This is a genomic window from Stenotrophomonas sp. STEN029 (genome assembly GCF_056760015.1).
In genome coordinates this window covers 20,477-40,774 of sequence record NZ_JBRREC010000010.1, presented here as the reverse complement: position 1 = coordinate 40,774, position 20,298 = coordinate 20,477, and the positions used below count along the sequence as shown (strand labels likewise).

The 20,298-nt window shown below is 65.1% G+C and carries 15 protein-coding genes; 6 read left to right on the top strand and 9 right to left on the bottom strand.

Annotation, left to right across the window (positions count from 1 at the left end; translation table 11 throughout):
- Positions 1-61: 61 nt before the first annotated feature.
- The 3 genes from creD to creB all read right to left on the bottom strand — a co-directional run bounded on the left by creD (position 62) and on the right by creB (position 3,632).
- Positions 62-1,408, bottom strand: coding sequence for a cell envelope integrity protein CreD (gene creD, locus ACVOLI_RS03840; protein WP_481533592.1), 1,347 nt, complete (start codon positions 1,406-1,408; stop codon positions 62-64).
- An 82-nt stretch (positions 1,409-1,490) separates the two neighbouring features.
- The gene (creC, locus tag ACVOLI_RS03835; RefSeq protein ID WP_481533591.1) at positions 1,491-2,927 is read right to left on the bottom strand and encodes a two-component system sensor histidine kinase CreC; all 1,437 of its coding nucleotides are present in this window, start codon (positions 2,925-2,927) and stop codon (positions 1,491-1,493) included.
- Between the two features lie 3 nt (positions 2,928-2,930).
- Complete coding sequence (gene creB, locus ACVOLI_RS03830; protein WP_481533590.1) at positions 2,931-3,632, bottom strand: two-component system response regulator CreB; 702 nt, start codon at positions 3,630-3,632, stop codon at positions 2,931-2,933.
- 163 nt (positions 3,633-3,795) lie between these two features.
- Here creB and ACVOLI_RS03825 point away from each other — a divergent pair, with 163 nt between their 5' ends.
- From ACVOLI_RS03825 to ACVOLI_RS03810, 4 genes are all read left to right on the top strand, one after another.
- Entirely contained in the window at positions 3,796-4,653 is an 858-nt protein-coding gene (locus ACVOLI_RS03825) for a 23S rRNA (adenine(2030)-N(6))-methyltransferase RlmJ (RefSeq protein WP_481533589.1), read from the top strand.
- A 96-nt stretch (positions 4,654-4,749) separates the two neighbouring features.
- Entirely contained in the window at positions 4,750-5,295 is a 546-nt protein-coding gene (locus ACVOLI_RS03820; protein ID WP_481533588.1) for an N-acetyltransferase family protein, read from the top strand.
- Positions 5,296-5,431: 136 nt separating this feature from the next.
- The gene (mfd, locus tag ACVOLI_RS03815) at positions 5,432-9,019 is read left to right on the top strand and encodes a transcription-repair coupling factor (RefSeq protein WP_481533587.1); all 3,588 of its coding nucleotides are present in this window, start codon (positions 5,432-5,434) and stop codon (positions 9,017-9,019) included.
- Between the two features lie 98 nt (positions 9,020-9,117).
- Positions 9,118-9,738: an HD-GYP domain-containing protein gene (locus ACVOLI_RS03810; RefSeq protein WP_481533586.1), complete on the top strand. Its 621-nt coding sequence runs from the start codon at positions 9,118-9,120 to the stop codon at positions 9,736-9,738.
- Positions 9,739-9,747: 9 nt separating this feature from the next.
- Here the strand turns inward: ACVOLI_RS03810 and cls are convergent, their stop codons facing one another.
- The 5 genes from cls to ffh all read right to left on the bottom strand — a co-directional run bounded on the left by cls (position 9,748) and on the right by ffh (position 15,121).
- Positions 9,748-11,247: a cardiolipin synthase gene (gene cls, locus ACVOLI_RS03805; protein ID WP_481533585.1), complete on the bottom strand. Its 1,500-nt coding sequence runs from the start codon at positions 11,245-11,247 to the stop codon at positions 9,748-9,750.
- 124 nt (positions 11,248-11,371) lie between these two features.
- On the bottom strand, positions 11,372-12,166 hold the full coding sequence (locus tag ACVOLI_RS03800; protein ID WP_481533584.1) for an aminotransferase class IV: 795 nt from the start codon (positions 12,164-12,166) through the stop codon (positions 11,372-11,374).
- Positions 12,163-13,236, bottom strand: coding sequence for an NAD(P)H-dependent flavin oxidoreductase (locus ACVOLI_RS03795; protein WP_481533583.1), 1,074 nt, complete (start codon positions 13,234-13,236; stop codon positions 12,163-12,165). Before ACVOLI_RS03795 ends, ACVOLI_RS03800 begins: the two co-directional genes overlap by 4 nt.
- A gap of 32 nt (positions 13,237-13,268) precedes the next feature.
- Positions 13,269-13,703 (bottom strand): hypothetical protein, encoded by a 435-nt coding sequence (locus ACVOLI_RS03790; protein WP_282266650.1) that lies wholly within the window; start codon positions 13,701-13,703, stop codon positions 13,269-13,271.
- A gap of 38 nt (positions 13,704-13,741) precedes the next feature.
- On the bottom strand, positions 13,742-15,121 hold the full coding sequence (gene ffh, locus ACVOLI_RS03785) for a signal recognition particle protein (protein ID WP_282266648.1): 1,380 nt from the start codon (positions 15,119-15,121) through the stop codon (positions 13,742-13,744).
- A gap of 110 nt (positions 15,122-15,231) precedes the next feature.
- Here ffh and ACVOLI_RS03780 point away from each other — a divergent pair, with 110 nt between their 5' ends.
- Positions 15,232-16,023, top strand: a complete 792-nt coding sequence (locus ACVOLI_RS03780) for a cytochrome C assembly family protein (RefSeq protein ID WP_481533582.1) — start codon at positions 15,232-15,234, stop codon at positions 16,021-16,023.
- 343 nt (positions 16,024-16,366) lie between these two features.
- Here ACVOLI_RS03780 and radA read toward each other — a convergent pair whose 3' ends face one another.
- Positions 16,367-17,749 (bottom strand): DNA repair protein RadA, encoded by a 1,383-nt coding sequence (gene radA, locus ACVOLI_RS03775; RefSeq protein WP_481528516.1) that lies wholly within the window; start codon positions 17,747-17,749, stop codon positions 16,367-16,369.
- Positions 17,750-17,882: 133 nt separating this feature from the next.
- Between radA and ACVOLI_RS03770 the strand changes: the two genes are divergently transcribed.
- Positions 17,883-19,943 carry a putative bifunctional diguanylate cyclase/phosphodiesterase gene (locus ACVOLI_RS03770; protein WP_481533581.1) on the top strand — a complete coding sequence of 687 codons (2,061 nt, stop codon included), beginning with the start codon at positions 17,883-17,885 and terminating at the stop codon, positions 19,941-19,943.
- Positions 19,944-20,298: the final 355 nt, after the last annotated feature.

The following is a 20,298-nucleotide window of genomic DNA, read 5'->3' as shown; positions in this document are numbered from 1 at the left end:
CCTCCCTGCGAAAGGGGCGGGATGGCCAACGCCACCCCGCCCTGTCATCGCAACTGCGAGATCAAGCCTGCTTGCTCACCGCACGATTGCTCAGCTCGTACCAATCGACCTTGCGGGTGATCCACATGATCGCGGCAAGGATGCCGAACAGCAGCAGCGAACCCATCAGCAACGCGTTGTTCTCCGAGACCAGCAGCACGTACAGCACGCCGTACAACATGGTCAGCATCGTTGCGAAACCGACACCGCGCTTCCAGCTGTGCAGTACCCCGCTGAGATAGAAACCCTGAAGGCCGATACACGCCGCCGCCGCAATCAGATACGCCTTCCAGAACGCAATCTGCTCGGACAGGCTCAGCAGCAGCAGGAAGAAGATCGCCAATGCCAGACCAACCAGCAGGTACTGCAGCGGGTGGATCTTCAGCTGCTTGATCAGCTCGAACAATGCAAAGCCAACGAAGGTCAGCAGCACGAACAGGATGCCGTACTTGCTGGCACGGTCCACCTGCGTATAGGTGTCCACCGGGTCCACCAAGGCCACGTTCAATGCCTCCACGCTGCCACCGTCGCTGCGGATCGCCCTGACCAGCTGCGCCTGTGCCGCCGAGGCCAGCGATGACACCGCCCACTCCGCCTTGAAGCCGCTGGCATCGATGCTGCGCTCGTTGGGCAGGAAGCTGCCGCCGAACAGCGGATGCTGCCAGGTTGATGAGAGCGAGACGCGGGTGTCGTCACCCACCGGCGCAACCGCCAGCGAACGGGTGCCGCCCAGCACGAACTCCAGCTCGACCTTGCTCCCCTCGCGCAGCACGCCCTGCACCGAATCCGGCAATACCGACAGCGGCGCATGCAAGCCCTTGGAGGTTCCTTCCAGAGCGCCGGAGCCGGGTTGCAGCTGGATCGCACGGCCGTCGACGCGCAGGTTCGGCGTACCTACCAGGCCGCGCACATCGGACACGCCCATCGCCAGATAGGGACGGCCGTAGGTGCGCCCCGGCACCGCCACATAGCTGCTCTCGGCGAACTCGGCCTGCAGTTTGGCCTGCCAGTTGTAGACCGGCACCTTGAACAGGCCGACGGTGCGCTCGTCGGTGCGCATATTACCCTGCACATTCAAGCGCGTCGGCATCTGCAGGTCGTAGCCGCTTTCAACGCGCATTTCTGTCTTGCGCGGATTGTTGCCTTCGGCCGGAATCTCGACTTCGCGCTGCTGGGTCCACGGCAGCACCCGCACCGGGCCGATCAGCGACTGCTCGCCGGCCCAGCTCTGCGATACCCGTTCGACCGCCTCGTCGCGGTAACGCTCACGCTCATTGATGGTGCTGCGGATCAGCAGCAGGGGAATCAGCAGCAACAACACCAGCCCGCCGACAATGGCGAAGCGCAACAGCAGTTTCAGGGAAGTCATGTCCCGTCCTCGTGTGGAAACAGGGACAGGTTGAACGCGACCGGTGAGCAGGGTTTGTGCCGAGTTTGAAGCGAATGTGAAGTCAGCCGGCCGGCAGCAGCAGGCGCGCTTCGGCGCCACCTTCAGGATGATTGCCCAGTTCCGCAACGCCGCCATGCAGGCGCGCCACTTCGGCCACAAATGGCAGGCCCAGGCCGGAACTGCGCTGCCCCGTACCCGGCCGCGCCAGCGAATAGAAGCGCTCGAACACCCGCTCCTGCGCGTACTCCGGCACACCAGGGCCGTTGTCGCGCACGGCGATGCGCCAGTTCTGCTGCTGGCGTTGCACGCTCAGCACGATGCGACCGCCCGGCGCGGAAAACGCGATCGCGTTGTCCAGCAGGTTCGAAAGCGCCTGCCGCAGCAGGAAAGCATCGCCCTGCACCGCTGCGCGCTCCGGCAGTTGCACATCCAGTTGGATCTGCCCGGCCTGCAGGCGTGGCGCCGCATCCTCGGCCAGCGCGCGGCAGACCGCGACCAGATCCACCTCGGTGCGCCGCTGCAGCCAACCGTGCTGTTCAACCTCGGCAAGCCGCAGCAACTGGTCGATGGTTTCGGTCAGGCGCCGCTCCTGCTGCACGATGTTGGCGGCGAAACGCTGCCGGTCAGCTTCCGGCAAGGGCTCCTGCAGGAGTTCGGCAGCGCCGCGTATCGCCGCCAGCGGGCTCTTCATCTCGTGGGTCAGCGACTGCACGTACTGTTCGACATAGGCCTTGCCTTCGAGCTTGCGGCGCATGGTTTCCAGCGCCCGGCCGAGGTCGCCGATCTCGTCGCGGCGCCGCTTCGGCGGCGGCACCGGCTCACCGGCGCTGACGGCCTTGGCATAACGACTCAGCCCGCTGATGCCGCGCGACAACCACCACGTCATCAGCAAACCGATCAAGGCCGACAAACCGATCAACCAGGCACCGCGCGCGATGATGGCGCGCTGGCTGGCAACGATGAAGGGATCGATGGTGTCGTTGGGCTGCGACAGCGTCAGCACGCCGATCAGGGTGCGTCCGTCAGCCGGGTCGTACATCGGCGCGGCCACGTGCATCACGGTGTTGGTTTCGTCGCCCGGTATCTCCGGACTGGAACGCGCGCCGTACTCACCGCGCAGGGTTCTGTAGACATCATTCCAGCGCGAGTTGTCGCGGCCCACGTCCTGCCCGCGTGAGTCGTAGACCACGATGCCCTGCGCATTTGTCACCGTCACCCGATAATCGATGCTCCGCTTGGGGAAACGCCACACCATCGCCTTGGGATCGCGGCGCTGGGCAGTGGCCAGGCGCGCGGCGAAGTCACCGTCGCCGATGTGGCCAGCCTTCAGATCCGGCGCAGCCATCACCGCCAGCACATTGGCCGCGTCCACCAGGGTCGACTCCATCGCCTGGCGCACGCCGGGCTTCACTTCGTTGACGAACACACGCATCACGAAGAACGCGGCGATGCCGACAATCAGGAAGAACCCCAGGAACAGCTTCAGCCCGATACGCATCGGTCAGACATCCAGAGCGTAGCCGACGCCACGGTGGGTACGGATCGGTTCGCCCTGAGCGCCGGCCGCACGCAGCTTCGCGCGCAGGGTTTTGACGTGGGTATCGACGGTACGGTCGGTGCTGTCGCTGGCGTGGTCCCAGCCACGCTCCATCAGCTGTGCCCGGCTCAGGATCGCCCCGGGCCGCTGCAGCAGTGCCGCCAGCAAGGCGTATTCGTAGCGGGTCAGGTCCAGCAACGCCTCGTCGTAACGGATGCGGCGGCCGTCGTGGTCAATCGCGAACCGCCCCAGCTGCTTCCAGCCACCCTCCTCCGCTGCAACTGGTGCAGCAGGCGCGGTCCGGCGCAATCGCGCGCGTACCCGGGCCACCATCTCGCGCGGCGAGAACGGCTTGGTCACATAGTCGTCGGCGCCCAGCTCCAGCCCCAATACGCGATCGAACTCGTCGTTGCGGGCGGTCAGGAAGATCACCGGCACCTGGCTGAAAGTGCGCAGTTCACGGCAGACCTCGAAGCCGCCCAGGTCGGGCAGGCCGACGTCCAGCACCAGCACATCGGCGCCATGCTGGCGCAGCAAGGCCAGCGCTTCGCGACCCAGCGTGCAGTGACTGGCGGCATAGCCTTCGCTGCGCAGCGCATAAAGAAGGGTGTCGGCGATGGCGGCCTCGTCTTCGACGACGAGTACCCGGGCAGGTTGGCTGGACATTGCATCAGCATAGCTGGCCTTGCTGCAGACGCCAGCGGCCGGCAGCAATCGGGACGTATTGGACCCCTTCGGATCGGCCCCCAGCACCGCCGCGCAAACAGCGCCCAACCGGCTCCCTCCAATGAAAACGCCCACACCACGCCGCAAGCCGTAAACTTCGCCGATGAATTATCGCCACGCCTTCCACGCCGGTAACCACGCCGACGTCCTCAAGCACATCGTCATGCTGGCGATGATCGACGCGCTCAAGCGCAAAGACTCGCCCTTCTTCGTGCTGGACACGCATGCCGGCCGCGGCCGTTACCTGCTGTCCGCGGAGGAAAGCCGCAAAACCGCCGAGATCGATGAAGGTGTGCTGCGGCTGATGACCACCCCGTCGCTGCCCGAAGTGGTGGAGCAGTACCTGCGCGCGGTGCAGGCCGACAACCCGGTCGGCGCCTTGATCTCCTACCCCGGCTCGCCGCTGCTGGCCGCGCGCGCCCTGCGCGAACAGGACCGCATGGCCGCCTGCGAGCTGCAGAAGGATGAGGTCACCGCACTCAAGGAGCTGTTTGCCCACGACCGCCGGGTACAGGTGCACGCCGGCAACGGCTATGAAGCCATCCGCGCCTTCCTGCCGCCCAAGAGCGGCGCGATCAAGATCGGGCGGGCGCTGGTGTTGATCGATCCGCCGTATGAGGTGCAGGACGCCGAGTACCCGCTGATCATCTCAACCCTGCGTGAGATTCTTGCCCGGATGCCACAGGCGCAATGCGCAGTCTGGTACCCGATCAAGCAGCGCCGCACCCTGCAGCCGTTCTTCCGCAAGGCGGCCGCGCTGCCGGCCAAGTCCATCCTGGTTGCCGAATTCATGGTGAGGGCCGACGACTCTCCACTGCGTCTGAATGGTAGCGGGATGCTGTTGCTGAACCCGCCATGGCAGTTCGAGCAGGTATTGGCCCCGGCCTTGCCGGTCCTGAAGCAGTATCTGGGTGAAACCGGCACCTCGACCCGGCTGGAGTGGCTGAAGACGCCCGAATGACGGGCGGCGCCGGCAATCTGCAGCCGCTTTGGACCGCGTTCACAGAACGTAGCAGCCGCGGTGACAGAATCAGGCGACTTTGGAGGAAACGTAGTCATGGCCACACGCAACCGCATGCCCCCGTGGCATGAAAATTTCAAGGCTCCCAGCGGCCGTGAGCTGCTGATACGACCCATCCGCCCTGAAGACGGTGCGCCGCTGCAGGGCGCATTTGCCCTGTTCGGGCCGGAAGAAGTGCGCGACAAGTTCCTGCAGTCGGTTGAAACACTGTCGGATGAGACCGCCCAGCGCCTGACCCACCCGAACCCGAAAACCGAGATCGCACTGGTCGCAGCCGAGCCGCTGCCACCCGGCGAAGCGGTTGTCGGCGCGGTCGCGCGTGCCTCCATCATCCCGGGCACCCGCGATGCCGAGTACGCCATTCTGGTCAGCGGCTTCCTTGCCGGTCAGGGTCTGGGCCGGCAGTTGATGCGCAAACTGGTCAAATGGGCACGCGGCAAGTATCTGGACCGCCTGTATGGCGACATCGCCCAGGACAACGAGCCAATGCTGCAGCTGGCCGCTTCGCTGGGCTTCAAGCAGGTGCCACACCCTTCCGCCGCCCCCGGGCTGGTGCGGATGGTGCTGGAACTGGCCAACTAAGCGCCGGTTCTCCATTCAGCCCACGACAGGCGCCGGCAAGGCGCCTGTCGCGTTATCGGCCCTGCAACGCCCGCACCTGCAATCCGGATCAGGCCCAAACGGGCGACCGGGACGCATCTGGTAAAATTCGCGGTTCATGTCGCCTATTACCTACCCCATTCCGCCGCTGCCCCGTTCGGGCCAGCTCCGCGCCTGGTGGCGCGCTCCGGCTTCCAGCAGTGCGCTGGCCTGGCATGTCGCCTGCGCCGCGCAGGCGCACGCCAAGCCGCTGCTGCTGATCACCCGCGACAACCACAGCGCGCATCAGCTGGTCGCTGATCTGCAGACCCTGCTGGGTGCGAACAGCCAGTTGCCGGTGGTACCGTTCCCGGATTGGGAAACCCTGCCCTACGACCAGTTCAGCCCGCACCCGGACATCATTTCGCAGCGTCTGGCCGCATTGCACCGCCTGCCGACACTGAAGCAAGGCATCGTCGTGGTGCCGGTGCAGACTCTGCTGCAGCGGCTGGCGCCATTGAGCTACATCGTCGGCGGCAGCTTCGACCTGAAGGTCGGCCAGCGCCTGGACATGGACGCGGAGAAGCGCCGGCTGGAAAGCGCCGGCTACCGCAATGTCGTGCAGGTGATGGACCCGGGTGATTTCGCCGTGCGCGGCGGTCTGCTCGATGTCTATCCAATGGGCGCCGACGCGCCGCTGCGCATCGAGCTGCTGGACGAGGACATCGATTCCATCCGCGAGTTCGACCCGGAATCGCAGCGTTCGCTGGACAAGGTGACGGCAGTGAAGATGCTGCCCGGCCGCGAAGTGCCGATGGATGAGGCCAGCCTCAACAAGGTGCTGGCATCGCTGCGCGAACGCTTCGACGTGGATACCCGGCGCAGTCCCCTGTACCAGGACCTGAAGGCGGGTCTGGCGCCTTCGGGCATCGAATACATGCTGCCGCTGTTCTTCAACCAGACCGCGACCCTGTTCGACTACCTGCCGGACGGTTTCATGACCGTGCTCGGCAACGGCGTCAGCGAAGCCTCCGACGCGTTCTGGCTGCAGACCAACAGCCGTTACGAGCAGCGTCGCCACGATATCGAACGGCCGCTGCTGCCGCCGGACGAGATCTACCAGTCTCCGGACAAGCTGCGCGAGCAGTTCAACAAACTGCCGCGCGTGGAAGTCTGCGCGGCCGATCATCCGCGTGCCGCCGAGGCGCAGCCGCTGGGGGACCAGCCGCTGCCGCCGTTGCCGGTCGCAGCCAAGGATGCGCCGGCGGGACAGGCACTGAAGTCCTTCATCGAGCATTACCCAGGGCGGGTGCTGATCGCGGCGGATTCGCCGGGACGGCGTGAGGCTTTGTTGGAAGTGTTGCAGGCTGCTGAATTGCGGCCTGAGGTTGTTGGGAGCTTCAATGAGTTCCTTCCTTCCCCCATCGGGGGAAGGTGGCCCGAAGGGTCGGATGGGGGTAAGGCTGCCGGCAAGAGCCAGACAGCTGGTGGGCTTGCGCCCCCTACCCTCTCCCCAACCCCTCTCCCGAAGGGAGAGGGGCTCAAGTTCGCCATTACCGTGGCGCCGCTGGATGACGGCTTTGCGCTCAGCGAGCCGGCCTTGGCGGTGCTCACCGAGCGCCAGCTGTTCCCCGAGCGCGCCGGCCAGGCGCGGCGTACGCGGCGGGCCGGGCGTGAGCCCGAATCCATCATCCGTGACCTTGGTGAGCTGACCGAAGGCGCGCCCATCGTCCATGAAGATCATGGTGTTGGCCGCTACCGCGGATTGATCGCGATGGATGTCGGCGGCATGCCCGGCGAATTCCTCGAGATCGAGTACGCCAAGGGCGACCGCCTGTACGTGCCGGTCGCGCAACTGCACCTGATCAGCCGCTACTCCGGCGCGTCGCCGGAAACCGCGCCGCTGCATTCACTCGGTGGCGAACAGTGGGCCAAGGCCAAGCGCAAGGCTGCGGAGAAAGTCCGCGACGTTGCCGCCGAGCTGCTGGAAATCCAGGCCCGTCGCCGCGCCCGTGCGGGCCTGGCACTGGATGTCGACCGTTCGATCTACGAGCCGTTCGCGGCAGGCTTCCCGTTCGAGGAAACCCCCGATCAGCAGGCGGCGATCGAGGCCACCTTGCGTGACCTGCAATCCAGCCAGCCGATGGACCGCGTGGTCTGCGGCGACGTCGGCTTCGGCAAGACCGAGGTCGCCGTACGTGCTGCGTTCGCCGCGGCAAGCGGCGGCAAGCAGGTTGCGGTACTGGTGCCGACCACGCTGCTGGCCGAACAGCACTACCGCAACTTCCGCGACCGCTTCGCCGATTACCCGCTGCGGGTGGAAGTGCTGTCGCGCTTCAAGACCAGCAAGGAAATCAAGGCCGAGCTCGACAAGGTCGCCGAAGGCACCATCGATGTGATCATCGGCACGCACCGGCTGTTGCAGCCGGACGTGAAGTTCAAGGACCTGGGCCTGGTCATCGTCGATGAAGAACAGCGCTTTGGCGTGCGCCAGAAGGAAGCGCTGAAGGCGATGCGCGCCAACGTGCACCTGCTGACCCTGACCGCGACGCCGATCCCGCGTACCTTGAACATGGCCATGGCCGGCCTGCGCGACCTGTCGATCATCGCCACCCCGCCGCCGAACCGTCTGGCAGTGAAGACCTTCGTCACCGCATGGGACAACGCGCAGCTGCGCGAAGCCTTCCAACGCGAGTTGTCGCGTGGCGGCCAGCTGTACTTCCTGCACAACGATGTGGAAAGCATGGGACGGATGCAGCGCGAGCTGTCCGAACTGGTGCCCGAAGCACGCATCGGCATGGCCCACGGGCAGATGCCCGAGCGCGAGCTGGAACGGGTGATGCTGGATTTCCAGAAGCAGCGTTTCAATGTGCTGCTGGCCAGTACCATCATCGAATCGGGCATCGACATCCCCAACGCCAACACCATCATCATCAACCGCGCCGACCGTTTTGGTCTTGCGCAGTTGCATCAGCTGCGTGGCCGCGTTGGCCGCTCGCATCACCGTGCGTATGCCTATCTGCTGGTGCCGGACAAGCGCTCGATCACGCCAGACGCGCAGAAGCGCCTGGATGCCATCGCCTCGATGGACGAACTGGGCGCCGGCTTCACCCTGGCCACCCACGATCTTGAAATCCGTGGTGCGGGTGAATTGCTCGGCGAAGACCAGAGCGGGCAGATGGCCGAGATCGGCTTCAGCCTGTACACCGAACTGCTGGAACGCGCGGTCCGCTCGATCAAGTCCGGCAAGCTGCCGGACCTGGATGCCGGTGAAGAAGCACGCGGCGCCGATGTCGAGCTGCATGTACCGGCCTTGATTCCGGAAGACTACCTGCCAGATGTGCATACCCGCCTGACCTTGTACAAGCGCATCAGCTCGGCGCGCGACAACGAACGCCTGCGCGAACTGCAGGTGGAAATGATCGATCGCTTCGGCCTGCTGCCGGATCCGGTCAAGCATCTGTTCGCCATCGCCGAGCTCAAGCTGCAGGCCAACGAACTGGGCATCCGCAAACTGGAGTTGGGCGAGAACGGTGGTCGCATCGTCTTCGACAGCAAGCCCAACATCGATCCGATGGTGGTGATCCAGCTGATCCAGAAGCAGCCCAAGCTCTACCAGATGGATGGCCCGGACAAGCTGCGCATCAAACATCCGTTGCCGGAAAGCGCTGACCGTTTCAACGCCGCACGTGCGTTGTTGACCACGCTGCATCCCGGCCGCGCCTGAATAAATCAATCTGTAAACATTGCGTGAAGGCGAAAGGGCGTTGAAAATAACGCCCCCTCTCTTACGCTCGCAGCCGTTCCCCACACGGCTCCGTCATCATGTTGACCATCACCACGCCCGTGGGCCTGTCGCATCCACCGGATGACAGCTCCTGCGCCATCGATGTACTGGCCGCCGCGCTGGACCAGCGCGACAGCTATACCGACCACCACTGCGATCGCGTCTCGCAACTTGCCCAGGCCATGGGCCGCCGCTGCGATCTGTCCGAAGAGCGTATCGGCCATCTCGTGCTGGCCGCGCGCTTCCATGATGTCGGCAAGATTGGCATCCGTGATGAGGTCCTGTTGCACCCCGGCAAACTCGACGACGACAAGATCACGGTGATGCGCACCCATCCGGAACGCGGCGCACGCCTGTTCACCAGCACCGGCCGCAGTGATGCCAAAGCCGTTGCCACGCTGATCCGCCATCACCACGAAGCCTGGGATGGCAGCGGCTACCCACACGGCCTGCAGGGCGAAGACATTCCGTTGGAATCACGCATCCTGACCATCGTCGATGGCTTCGACGCACTGACCTCGCAGCGCCCCTACCGTGGCCCGATGCCGATACAGCGGGCCATCGAGATCCTGGCCAACGACCGCGGGCGTTTGATCGACCGGCGCCTGTTCGGCGAGTTCATGGGCCTGCTGCGCGGTGATGGTGCACCCGCCGTCTGAGCCATCGCGTCACAACACCGGCGACATCATCGCCACGGCGTTCTGCAGCAGGCGGATTGGCAGCGGCCACGCCATCACCTGCGACAACAGCACCGGCTCGGATACCGACAGATAGCCTTCCTGTCGCCGCACGATGCTGGCGGTGACCGCACTGTCGGCGATCAGCAGGTTGTTCTCGAAGTTCAATTCCAGACTGCGGCGGTCCATGTTGGCCGAGCCGACCAGGGCAATCTCGCCGTCGATGGTCAGCGATTTTGCATGCAGCAGGCCCAGCGGGTATTCATAGACCTCCACACCACACTGCAGCAGATCGGCATAGGTGCTGCGACTGCTTTGCCCAACCAGCCAGGAGTCATTGTGCCTGGGCAGGATCAGCCGCGTGCGTACGCCGCGGCGCGGCGCCGCACAGATCGCACGCAGCAGCGCTTCGTCCGGCACGAAATATGGCGTACTGATCACCAGTTCGCGCTGCGCCGCATAGACACAGGCGGCAAACATATCGGTCATCACGTTGTGACGGGTCACCGGACCGGTTTCAAACGCCAGCGCCATGCACCCATCGGCAATGGGCTGCGCCACGTCGGCCGCGTATCCGTCCAGCCCCGGCTCACCGCTTTCCGGAATCCAACCGCTCAGGAACAAGCGCTGCGTCTGCGCCACCACCGGACCTTCGCAACGCAGCAGCAGGTCAATCCATGGTGCAAAACGCGGCTTGACCCGGAATTCCGGATCCGCGCAATTCTGGCTACCGCAGTAGGCAATACGGTTGTCGATGACCACGATCTTGCGGTGATCACGCAGGTCCATGCGGCTGAAGGCCATGTGCTGCAGACGATTGAGATCGTCCAGGGTCCGCAGCAGCTTGACCCCGGCTTGCGCTAGCTGCGCCCAACGCGGGCTGCCGATGAAGGCGCGTGAACCCAGCGCATCCACCATCACCCTGCACGCCACGCCACGACCTGCCGCGGCGGCAACCGCGTCAGCAACGCGACCGCCAGCATCGTCATCCAGCCAGATGTAGAAGGCGATGTGCACACTCTGCCGCGCCTGCGCGATATCGCCCACCAGGGCATCGATGGCAGCCCTGCAATCGTCCATGGGCGCTGTCGGATGGCTGTCGGTGGCGCCGAGCAGAACAATGCGGTTGCCGCGTTGAGGCTGGGCTCCGTTGATCGATGTCGCCAAGGCAAACAACGATGACGCTGGCGCAGGCAGCGATGCCAGCGCGACGTCGTTGTGAGCCGCATCATTCAAGTCCGCGAGCATCCGCGCTGTCTGCTGCAGCCGACGCAGGCGCGCCCGGCCAACATTGGTTTCACCGAGCAGTAGATAGGCCAGCATGCCGATGACCGGCGCCAGCATGATCACCAGTACCCAGGCTGCGCGGGATGCAGGTGTCCGGTTGGCGCGGGTAAGCGCCCGTGCTGCGATCACCAGATGCAGCACGAACAGCAACATGCTCATCAGCCAATGCAGCGTCGCATGCGGGTCACTCAGGTCCAACATCATGCGATCTCCTGACAGCAGCCCGATCGAGTGCAGCCGACGCAACGCGAACGACATGACATGCGCGCGGTGCACAGCTGATCAAGCCAGGCCCACCCGTGGCCCAAACGCACAGCTACTGCCCGTGTTACAACGCCAGCCAAGGTGCCTGCGCCAATGCGACCTGCAGGTGGGCCAGCAACACGTCGGACTGCTCCAGGTGCTGCTCACCAATGGCTGCCAAGGGCCAGATGCCGGAGGCATTGAATGCCGCCGCGCCACTGAACCGGGACAACGACGGCAAGTGCACCTCGACGTGGGTCTGCGCCTGACCAAGCTGGGTCAAACCTTCCATCAGCAGACGCTCGGTGCAACCACGCAGCGCCGATGCCTGTGGCCAGCACACCTGCGCGCCGTCCCAGAACGCCAGGTTCCAGGTGGTGCCTTCGCTGATGCGGCCTTGCGCATCGACAAACAGGGCGTCATCGAATCCGCGCTGCAAGGCTTGCCTGCGCAGGTGGAACAGCGGGAACGTCCCCACGTGCTTGATATGCGCCAACTCGCGTTGATACGGCAGCGGCAGCACTGAACGTGCGAGCACTGGAATCGATGCCGGCGCGGCGACGGCGATCAACACATCCACCGGCACCGTACGCAGCGGCTGGCGGAAATCGAACTGCCGCGAGAACACCGTGATCCTTACCGATGCATCCGCCGCGTCGAGCTGCTGCAATGCCTGCCGCAGCCATGCCACCAGCTGCGTGCCATCCAGCTCAACATCGAACAGCTCACGCGTGCCCACCTGCAGCCGCTGCAGGTGCAGCGCCCAGCCCTGCACCGCGCCAGTGCGCACCTGCAACGAGGTGAAGTGCCCGTAATTGACCAGCGCCGCGCTCAACGCCCCGGCATCGGCCAATTGCCCGTTGCAGAACAGCACCGTCACGGCAGCGCCTGCGCCTGTGCCCACATGGCACGCAGTATCTGCGCCGCCGGTGCGTGCCTGGCCATCCATGCCGACTGCCCTGCCCACGCCTGCATCGCATCGAGCTGGTTGGTGGCGCTGGCCTGCTTGCGCATGCTGGCGGTCAGTCCGCGTTGCACCGGATAGGGACGTGGGGCTGGCGCGTCGGCAGCCTCGGCAGCTCGCACATAGGCGGTATCGAGGGCGCGTCCAAGTCGGCCACTGAAGGCCCGCGTCGCGCGCGTGGCTTCGGGCTCGGCAACGGCCAACGCCTGCTTCCACGCCGCGGGAATATCGGATTCATCGGCGGCCAGGAATGCCGTGCCCACCTGCACCGCGCTGGCACCCAACATCAGGGCCGCCGCGACACCACGACCATCGGCAATGCCGCCAGCGGCGATCACCGGCACGCTCAGGTGATCGACCAGACGCGGCAGCAAGGCGAACAGACCGACCATCTGCCGTTCGGCAAGCGCTGGGTCAAACGCACCACGATGGCCACCCGCCTCCATGCCCTGCGCAACCACCGCATCGGCACCGGCGGCCTGCGCCTGCAGTGCTTCACTCAAGGTGGTCGCGCAGGCGAACCAGGCAATGCCGGCAGCCTGCAGCCGTGCCACCTGTGCGGCGGAAAATACCCCCATGATGGTGGAAGCCACCGCCGGCCGGGCGGCAACCAACGCATCGAACTGGGCGTCAAAATCGGCAGGACCTGCATCACCGGCTTCCGCCGCGACCTGCGGCCCCCATTGCGCAAGAAACTCACGCGTCGCCGTTTCGGCGGCAGGGTCCCGCCGCGGAGCCGCATCCGGCACCCACACGTTCACCTGCGCCGGCCCCTGCGACTGCTGGCCGAATGCCTGCATCCACTGGCTGATCTGTTCCGGCGTGGACAGTACCGCGCCCATCGCGCCCATGCTGCCGGCATTGGCAAGCGCTGCAGACAGCGGCACCGGGCAGGCGCCGGCCATCGGCGCCAGCAGAATGGGAAGTTCAAGACCGAAGCGCTGGCAGAACGCTTCGGTCCGGGCTGAGATGAGGGCGTTGTGCATGGCGGTGATCATACCGCCGATGCCCGCGCTACTCAGCGCAGCGAAAGTGCGTAGGAACGCACCAGCTGGCTGTCCATCTCTTCGTTGAAAGTGAAGTTCACATACTGCGCATCATCGGCAGCGAAATCCACGTCCACCCGCGAGCGGCCGATTTCAGCGCCGGACTCGTCCAGTGCGCGCGCAAGGAATGCACCCTTGTACGGCTTGGTTGCCACCACATACACAGACGCATCCTTGGAGCCCATGCCGCGGCTCTTGCCCAAGGTCACGGTCATGCCGTTGCTGACCACTTCCGGCGCGACGTCGAGCTTGAGCGACATGCGCTTGTCGACGCCCTCACCCAGGCCGGCAACGAAATCGGTGGCGGTGCCGCTGATCGCGCTGCCCGCCTTCTGCGACAGCGAGCGGTCCTCGCCACATGCGCCCAGCGCCAGCACCGCCAACACCAGATACATCCTGTTCTTCATGCACCACTCCCTGTTCAACCGGTTGGAATCAAACGTTATCAACGGAACGGCAGGCCGCCCTTGCCACCCATGGCGCCGAGCATGCCCTTCATGTTGCGCATCATGCCCTTCATGCCGCCACCGGCCAGCTTGCCCATCATCTTTTCCATCTGCATGTACTGCTTCATCAGCTTGTTGACGTCAGCCGGCTGGGTGCCGGAGCCACGCGCGATGCGGGCACGGCGCGAGCCATTGAGCAGGCCCGGGTTGCGGCGCTCCTTCTTGGTCATCGAGCCGATGATGGCGATCATGCGCGGCACTTCCTTGCTCTGGCTGACCTGCGCCTTGAGGTGCTCGGGGATCTGGCCCAGGCCCGGCAGCTTGTCCATCAGGCCGCCGATGCCGCCCATGTTCTGCATCTGCTCCAGCTGGTCGCGCATGTCGTTCAGATCGAACTTCTTGCCCTTGGCAACCTTCTCGGCCAGCTTCTGTGCCTTGTCCTTGTCGACCTGCTGCTCGACCTGCTCCACCAGCGACAGCACGTCGCCCATGTCGAGGATGCGGCTGGCCACACGTTCCGGGTGGAACACATCCAGGCCGTCGACCTTTTCACCGGTACCGGTGAACTTGATCGGCTTGCCGGTGATGTAACGCACGCTCAGCGCGGCACCGCCGCGGGCGTCACCGTCGGTCTTGGTCAGCACCACGCCGGTCAACGGCAGCGCTTCGCCGAAGGCCTTGGCGGTGTTGGCGGCGTCCTGGCCGGTCATGGCATCGACCACGAACAGGGTTTCGGCCGGGTTGACCGCGGCGTGCAGGGCCTTGATCTCGGCCATCATCGCTTCGTCGATGGCCAGGCGGCCGGCGGTATCGACCAGCAGCACGTCGGCGAACGACTTGCGCGCGTCATCGATGGCAGCGCGGACGATGTCCACCGGCTTCTGGTCGGGCGCGGACGGGAAGAACAGCACGCCGACCTGTTCGGCCAGGGTCTTCAACTGCTCGATGGCGGCCGGACGGTAAACGTCGGCAGACACCACCATCACCTTCTTCTTGCGCTTTTCCTTCAGGTGCTTGGCCAGCTTGCCCACCGTGGTGGTCTTGCCGGCACCCTGCAGGCCCGCCATCAGGATGATGGCCGGCGCAGGCACGTTGAGGTTCAGGTCGGTGGCCTGGGCACCCATGACGGCGGTCAGCTCGTCGCGCACGACCTTGATCAGGGCCTGGCCCGGGGTAAGCGACTTGAGAACCTCCTGGCCAACCGCGCGAACCTTGATCTTCTCGATCAGGGCCTGCACCACCGGCAGGGCCACATCGGCCTCCAGCAGGGCGATGCGCACCTCGCGGGTGGCCTCGCGGATGTTTTCTTCAGTCAGGCGGCCGCGCCCACGCAGGCGCTCGATGGTGCCGGAAAGGCGCTGGGTCAGTGACTCGAACATGCGACGGAACCTGCGAAAATCGTGGAAACAGAGGCAGTCAGTATAACGGCCAGCCGCCGCCACCGCCGGTTCAGATCGCCAGCGACGGGCCTGTATGCGAAACTGCAGCGATGACAATCGTTCTCATCGCCGCCGCACTCTATCTGGTGTCCACCGCCCTGCTGGTACGCGGGCTGGCCGGCGAACGCAGTCCGCCCCCACGCAGCTGGCTGCTGCCGACCATCGCCGCCGTGCTGCTGCATGCCGGTTACCACCTGATGGTAGCGATGAAGACCGCTGGCGGGCCGGACATGCACTTCTTCGCGGCGCTGTCGCTGGTGGGCCTGGGCATGGCGGCACTGACCGCCGTGGTTGGCGCACGCGGACGCATGTCGGCGCTGGGCGTGGTGGTGTTCCCGATGGCGGCGATCCTGCTGCTGGCCTACCACGGCTACGGCCACGAACCGAGCAAGCTGCTGGGCTGGCGCCTGGCCACCCATGCCTGGCTCGCACTGCTGGCCTACGCCACGCTGAGCGTGGCCGCGCTGCTGGCAATCATGCTGTGGCTGCAGGAGCGGGCCCTGCGCCGCCGCGACTTCCGCCCCTGGTTGCGTGCCCTGCCGCCGCTGGCCGACCTGGAAACCCTGCTGTTCCGCACGATCACGGTCGGCTTCTGCCTGCTGACCCTGACCCTGCTGACCGGCGTGCTGTTCGTCGACAACCTGCTGGAGCAGAAGCTGGTGCACAAGACCGTGCTCAGCGTACTGTCCTGGATCGTCTTCGGCACCTTGCTGATCGGCCGTCGCCGCTACGGCTGGCGCGGCGGCAAGGCCGTGCACTGGACCCTGACCGCGATGGCGCTGCTGCTGCTGGCGTTCTTCGGCAGCCGCTTCGTGATCGAGCTGGTGTTGGGCCGCGGCTGAGCCATTCCCTGGCAATGGACATTGCGTTGCGCCCCGTAGTGCCGAGCCATGCTCGGCAGGGGCATTACTGACAAACCCAAACTGTAGTGCCGAGCCATGCTCGGCAGGGGCTTTCCCAACAATGCACCAACCCACCTGCATCTTGTAGGAGCGGCATAAGCCGCGAAGCTGGCGGCAATGCAATTGCGGGAACCTCTGGATCGGATTGATCATCAGCTTCGCGGCTTACGCCGCTCCCACACGCTGGATCGTTGGTAAGGCCTCTGCCGAGCATGGCTCGGCACTACGCTGGGCATTGCCGGGAAAGCCTCTGCCGAGCATGGCTCGGCACTACAGTCGCTGCTTATTCCATCGCTGCTTCCAGTGCCTGCGACAGCCGCTCCACCGCAATGACTTCCATGCCCTTCACCGTGCCGGCCTTGGGTGCGTTGGCCTTGGGCACGATCGCGCGCTTGAAGCCATGCGTGGCCGCTTCGCGCAGGCGATCCTCACCGTTCGGCACCGGGCGGATCTCGCCGGACAAACCCACTTCGCCGAAGGCGATGGTCTTCTCCGCCAGCGGCCGGTCCTGCAACGAGGACAGCACCGCCAACAGCACCGGCAGATCGACAGCGGTTTCCTGCACGCGGATGCCACCGACCACGTTCACGAACACGTCCTGGTCGCCGACCAGCACGCCACCATGACGGTGCAGCACTGCCAGCAACATCGCCAAGCGGTTCTGCTCCAGACCCACCGCCACCCGGCGCGGATTGGACAGCGGCGAGGAGTCCACCAGCGCCTGCACTTCCACCAGCAACGGGCGCGTGCCTTCGCGGGTCACCATCACGCAGCTGCCGGGCTGGCGGGTACTGCCGCCGGACAGGAAGATCGCCGATGGATTGGGCACTTCCTTCAAACCCTTTTCGCCCATCGCGAACACGCCCAGCTCATTGACCGCGCCGAAGCGGTTCTTGAACGCGCGCAGGATGCGGAAGCGGCTGCCGCTTTCACCTTCGAAATACAGCACCGCATCGACCATGTGCTCCAGCACACGCGGGCCGGCGATACCGCCCTCCTTGGTGACATGGCCAACCAGGAACACTGCCGTACCGGTTTCCTTGGCAAAGCGGACCAGCCGCGCCGCACTCTCGCGCACCTGGCTGACCGAACCCGGCGCGGCCGTCAGCGCCTCGGTCCACAGCGTCTGCACCGAGTCGGCGACGATCAGCTTGGGCCGTGCTTTCACCGCGTGCTGCAGGATGTTCTCGACGCCGGTCTCGGACAGTGCGTTGATGCCCTCCAGCGGCAGGTCCAGGCGCACCGCCCGGCCGGCCACCTGCGACAGCGACTCTTCACCGGTGACGTACAGCACCGGCAAGGTGCTGGCCATCTTCGCCACCGCCTGCAGCAGCAAGGTGGACTTGCCAATACCGGGGTCGCCACCAACCAGCACCACGGCACCCTCCACCAGGCCGCCACCCAGCACCCGGTCGAACTCGCTGATGCCGGTGGAAACCCGCAGATGCTCGGTCTGCTGCACATCCTTCAAGGCCGTGATCTTGGGCGCCTCTACCTTGCCGGCCCAACCGCTGCGGCGTGCCGCCGGCGCCTTTGCGGCCGCGGCGGTCTCGAGCACGATCTCGCTCAGCACGTTCCATACACCGCATTCGGTGCACTGGCCCTGCCATTTGCTGTACTCGGCGCCACATTCGCTGCAGACGTATGCACTGCGGGTCTTGGCCATGGAAATTCCTATGTGCGTCAGCGCCGCAGGATAGCCCACCAAGGTCGCAAAGGCTGCGACAGCTAAAGTCCGTGCCGCCACCGCCGCTATGTAAGCGGGGCTGCGCCCCGCATCAGTGCTTCAGGAACCCCCAATGATTGGCAGTTACAACCAGAGCCTCGTTGTCGTCTCGTTACTGGTGGCGATACTCGCCTCCTATACCGCGCTGGACATGTCAGCGCGTGTCGCCAGCAGCCAAAGCCGCAGAGCCGCGCGCATCTGGCTGGTGGGCGGCGCAGTGGCCATGGGCCTGGGCATCTGGTCGATGCACTTCATCGGCATGTTGGCGTTCAAGCTGCCGATCCCGGTCGGCTATGACCTCTTCCTCACCACCTGCTCACTGGCGGCGTCCGTTGGCGCATCGATGTACGCGCTGTGGCTGGTGTCACGCCAACGCCTGCCAATCGGCCGCCTGCTGTCCGGCGCGGTACTGATGGGGCTGGGCATCGCAGCCATGCACTACATCGGCATGGCCGCGATGCAGATGCAACCGGGCATCGACTATGACCCGATCTGGTTCGCCGCCTCGATCCTTATCGCCATTGGCGCGTCGGCGGCCGCATTGTGGATCGCACAACGCCTGCGCCATGAACAGCCCCGCCTGATGCCGATGCGCCTGCTGGCATCCTTGGTGATGGGCATTGCCATCGTCGGCATGCATTACACCGGCATGGCCGCCGCCCGCTTCCCCGTCGATGCCATCTGCGGTGCCATCAGCGACGGGGGCCTGGATATCCACCTGCTCGCGGGACTGGTCATCGTCACCACGATTGCCACCCTGTCAGTCGCACTGCTGGCCTCGGTGTTCGACGGGCAGATGCGGTTGCGCACCGGCGTACTCGCTCATTCCCTGGCCAATGCCAATGAAAAGCTGGTGCAGGCCGCGTTGCACGACCCTCTGACCCAACTGCCCAACCGGGTACTGCTGCAGGACCGCATCGAGCGCGCCATCGAAAAAGCCAACCGGAGCGGGTTCGACCTGGCCTTGATGTTCTGCGACCTGGACGGTTTCAAGAACGTCAACGATGCCTACGGCCACCAGCTTGGCGACCGCCTGCTGGTGCAGTTCAGCAGGAAGGTCAGCGCGCTGCTGCGCAGCCAGGACACCTTTGCCCGCCTCGGTGGCGATGAATTCGTCATCGTGATGACCATCGATTCACCCGACGACGCAGCCCTGATGGCCGAGCAGATCAGCGCCGCGATCAGCGCGCCTTTCCTCATCGACAACGCCGAGCTGCTGGTCAGCGCCAGCATCGGCATCGCGCTGTACCCGGAAGACGCCAGCACCGAACGTGAGTTGATGATGCATGCCGATGCGGCGATGTATCACGTCAAGCACAGCGGCCGGAACGGCCACGCGTTCTTCACCTCGACCATGCAGGCCGGCACCCGCCAGCGCCTGCGCCTGCTGCAGGACCTGCGCCACGCAACCGCGCGCAATGAGCTGGTGCTGCATTACCAGCCCAAGTTCCCGGCAGGCGGCAGCCGCGCCAACGGTGCTGAAGCACTGCTGCGCTGGAATCACCCGGAGCTTGGCCTGCTGTCGCCCGATGTGTTCATTCCCGTTGCCGAGCGCAGCGGCTTGATCATCCAGATCGGCGAATGGGTGCTGGATGCGGCCTGCGCCCAGCTGCGTGCCTGGCATGACGCCGGCAACACCGATTGGTCAATGGCGGTGAACCTGTCACCGCTGCAGTTCGCCTCGCCGACGCTGGTGGAAACCGTGCGTGGCGCGCTCGAGCGCCATGCGCTGGACCCGCGCCAGCTGACCCTGGAGGTGACCGAAAGCACCGCGATGAAGGACGTGGAAGCCAGCCTGCAGATGCTGGAGGCACTGACTGCGATGGGCGTGCGTATCGCCATCGACGACTTCGGCACCGGTTATTCCAGCTTGCTCTATCTCAAGCGCATGCCGGCCACGGAGCTCAAGATCGACCGCGCCTTCGTCCGCGACCTGGAACACAACAGCGAGGATGCAGCCATCGTCTCCTCGATCATCGCACTGGGCCGCACACTGCAGCTGCAGGTGGTCGCCGAAGGCGTGGAAACCGAAGCGCAGCGCAACTTCCTCGGTGAACTGGGTTGTGACGTATTGCAGGGCTATCACCTGGGCCGGCCAATGGCAGCCGCCGATTTCGTAAGCCGCAACAGCTGAAGCCAGCGCGCCGTTTGCAGGAGCGACGTAAGCCGCGAAGCTGGCAACGCCTGAAAAGCCCAAAGGCCAACCCCTCCCCCGGCCCTCCCCTTGGCTTCGCCAAAGGGAGGGAGCAACAGCGTAGTGCCGAGCCATGCTCGGCATTGGCTTCACCCACAATGCCAGCCAGCCTTGTGGGAGCGGCGTAAGCCGCGAAGCCGCGATTCTGCAGATCCCAGGAATGCTGATCGCTGGAGGATTGTCAGCTTCGCGGCTTACGCCGCTTCCACAACCACGGTCGGCTGACGGGTTGTTGGGAATTCCCTTGCCGAGCATCGCTCGGCACTACAAAAAGCAAAAACAAAGGCCGCCTTGC

Coding starts and splice junctions, on each gene's coding strand:
- creD (WP_481533592.1), bottom strand. CDS start 1,408: ATGACTTCCCTGAAACTGCTGTTGCGCTTCGCCATTGTCGGCGGGCTG.
- creC (WP_481533591.1), bottom strand. CDS start 2,927: ATGCGTATCGGGCTGAAGCTGTTCCTGGGGTTCTTCCTGATTGTCGGC.
- creB (WP_481533590.1), bottom strand. CDS start 3,632: ATGTCCAGCCAACCTGCCCGGGTACTCGTCGTCGAAGACGAGGCCGCC.
- ACVOLI_RS03825 (WP_481533589.1), top strand. CDS start 3,796: ATGAATTATCGCCACGCCTTCCACGCCGGTAACCACGCCGACGTCCTC.
- ACVOLI_RS03820 (WP_481533588.1), top strand. CDS start 4,750: ATGGCCACACGCAACCGCATGCCCCCGTGGCATGAAAATTTCAAGGCT.
- mfd (WP_481533587.1), top strand. CDS start 5,432: ATGTCGCCTATTACCTACCCCATTCCGCCGCTGCCCCGTTCGGGCCAG.
- ACVOLI_RS03810 (WP_481533586.1), top strand. CDS start 9,118: ATGTTGACCATCACCACGCCCGTGGGCCTGTCGCATCCACCGGATGAC.
- cls (WP_481533585.1), bottom strand. CDS start 11,247: ATGATGTTGGACCTGAGTGACCCGCATGCGACGCTGCATTGGCTGATG.
- ACVOLI_RS03795 (WP_481533583.1), bottom strand. CDS start 13,236: ATGCACAACGCCCTCATCTCAGCCCGGACCGAAGCGTTCTGCCAGCGC.
- ACVOLI_RS03790 (WP_282266650.1), bottom strand. CDS start 13,703: ATGAAGAACAGGATGTATCTGGTGTTGGCGGTGCTGGCGCTGGGCGCA.
- ffh (WP_282266648.1), bottom strand. CDS start 15,121: ATGTTCGAGTCACTGACCCAGCGCCTTTCCGGCACCATCGAGCGCCTG.
- ACVOLI_RS03780 (WP_481533582.1), top strand. CDS start 15,232: ATGACAATCGTTCTCATCGCCGCCGCACTCTATCTGGTGTCCACCGCC.
- radA (WP_481528516.1), bottom strand. CDS start 17,749: ATGGCCAAGACCCGCAGTGCATACGTCTGCAGCGAATGTGGCGCCGAG.
- ACVOLI_RS03770 (WP_481533581.1), top strand. CDS start 17,883: ATGATTGGCAGTTACAACCAGAGCCTCGTTGTCGTCTCGTTACTGGTG.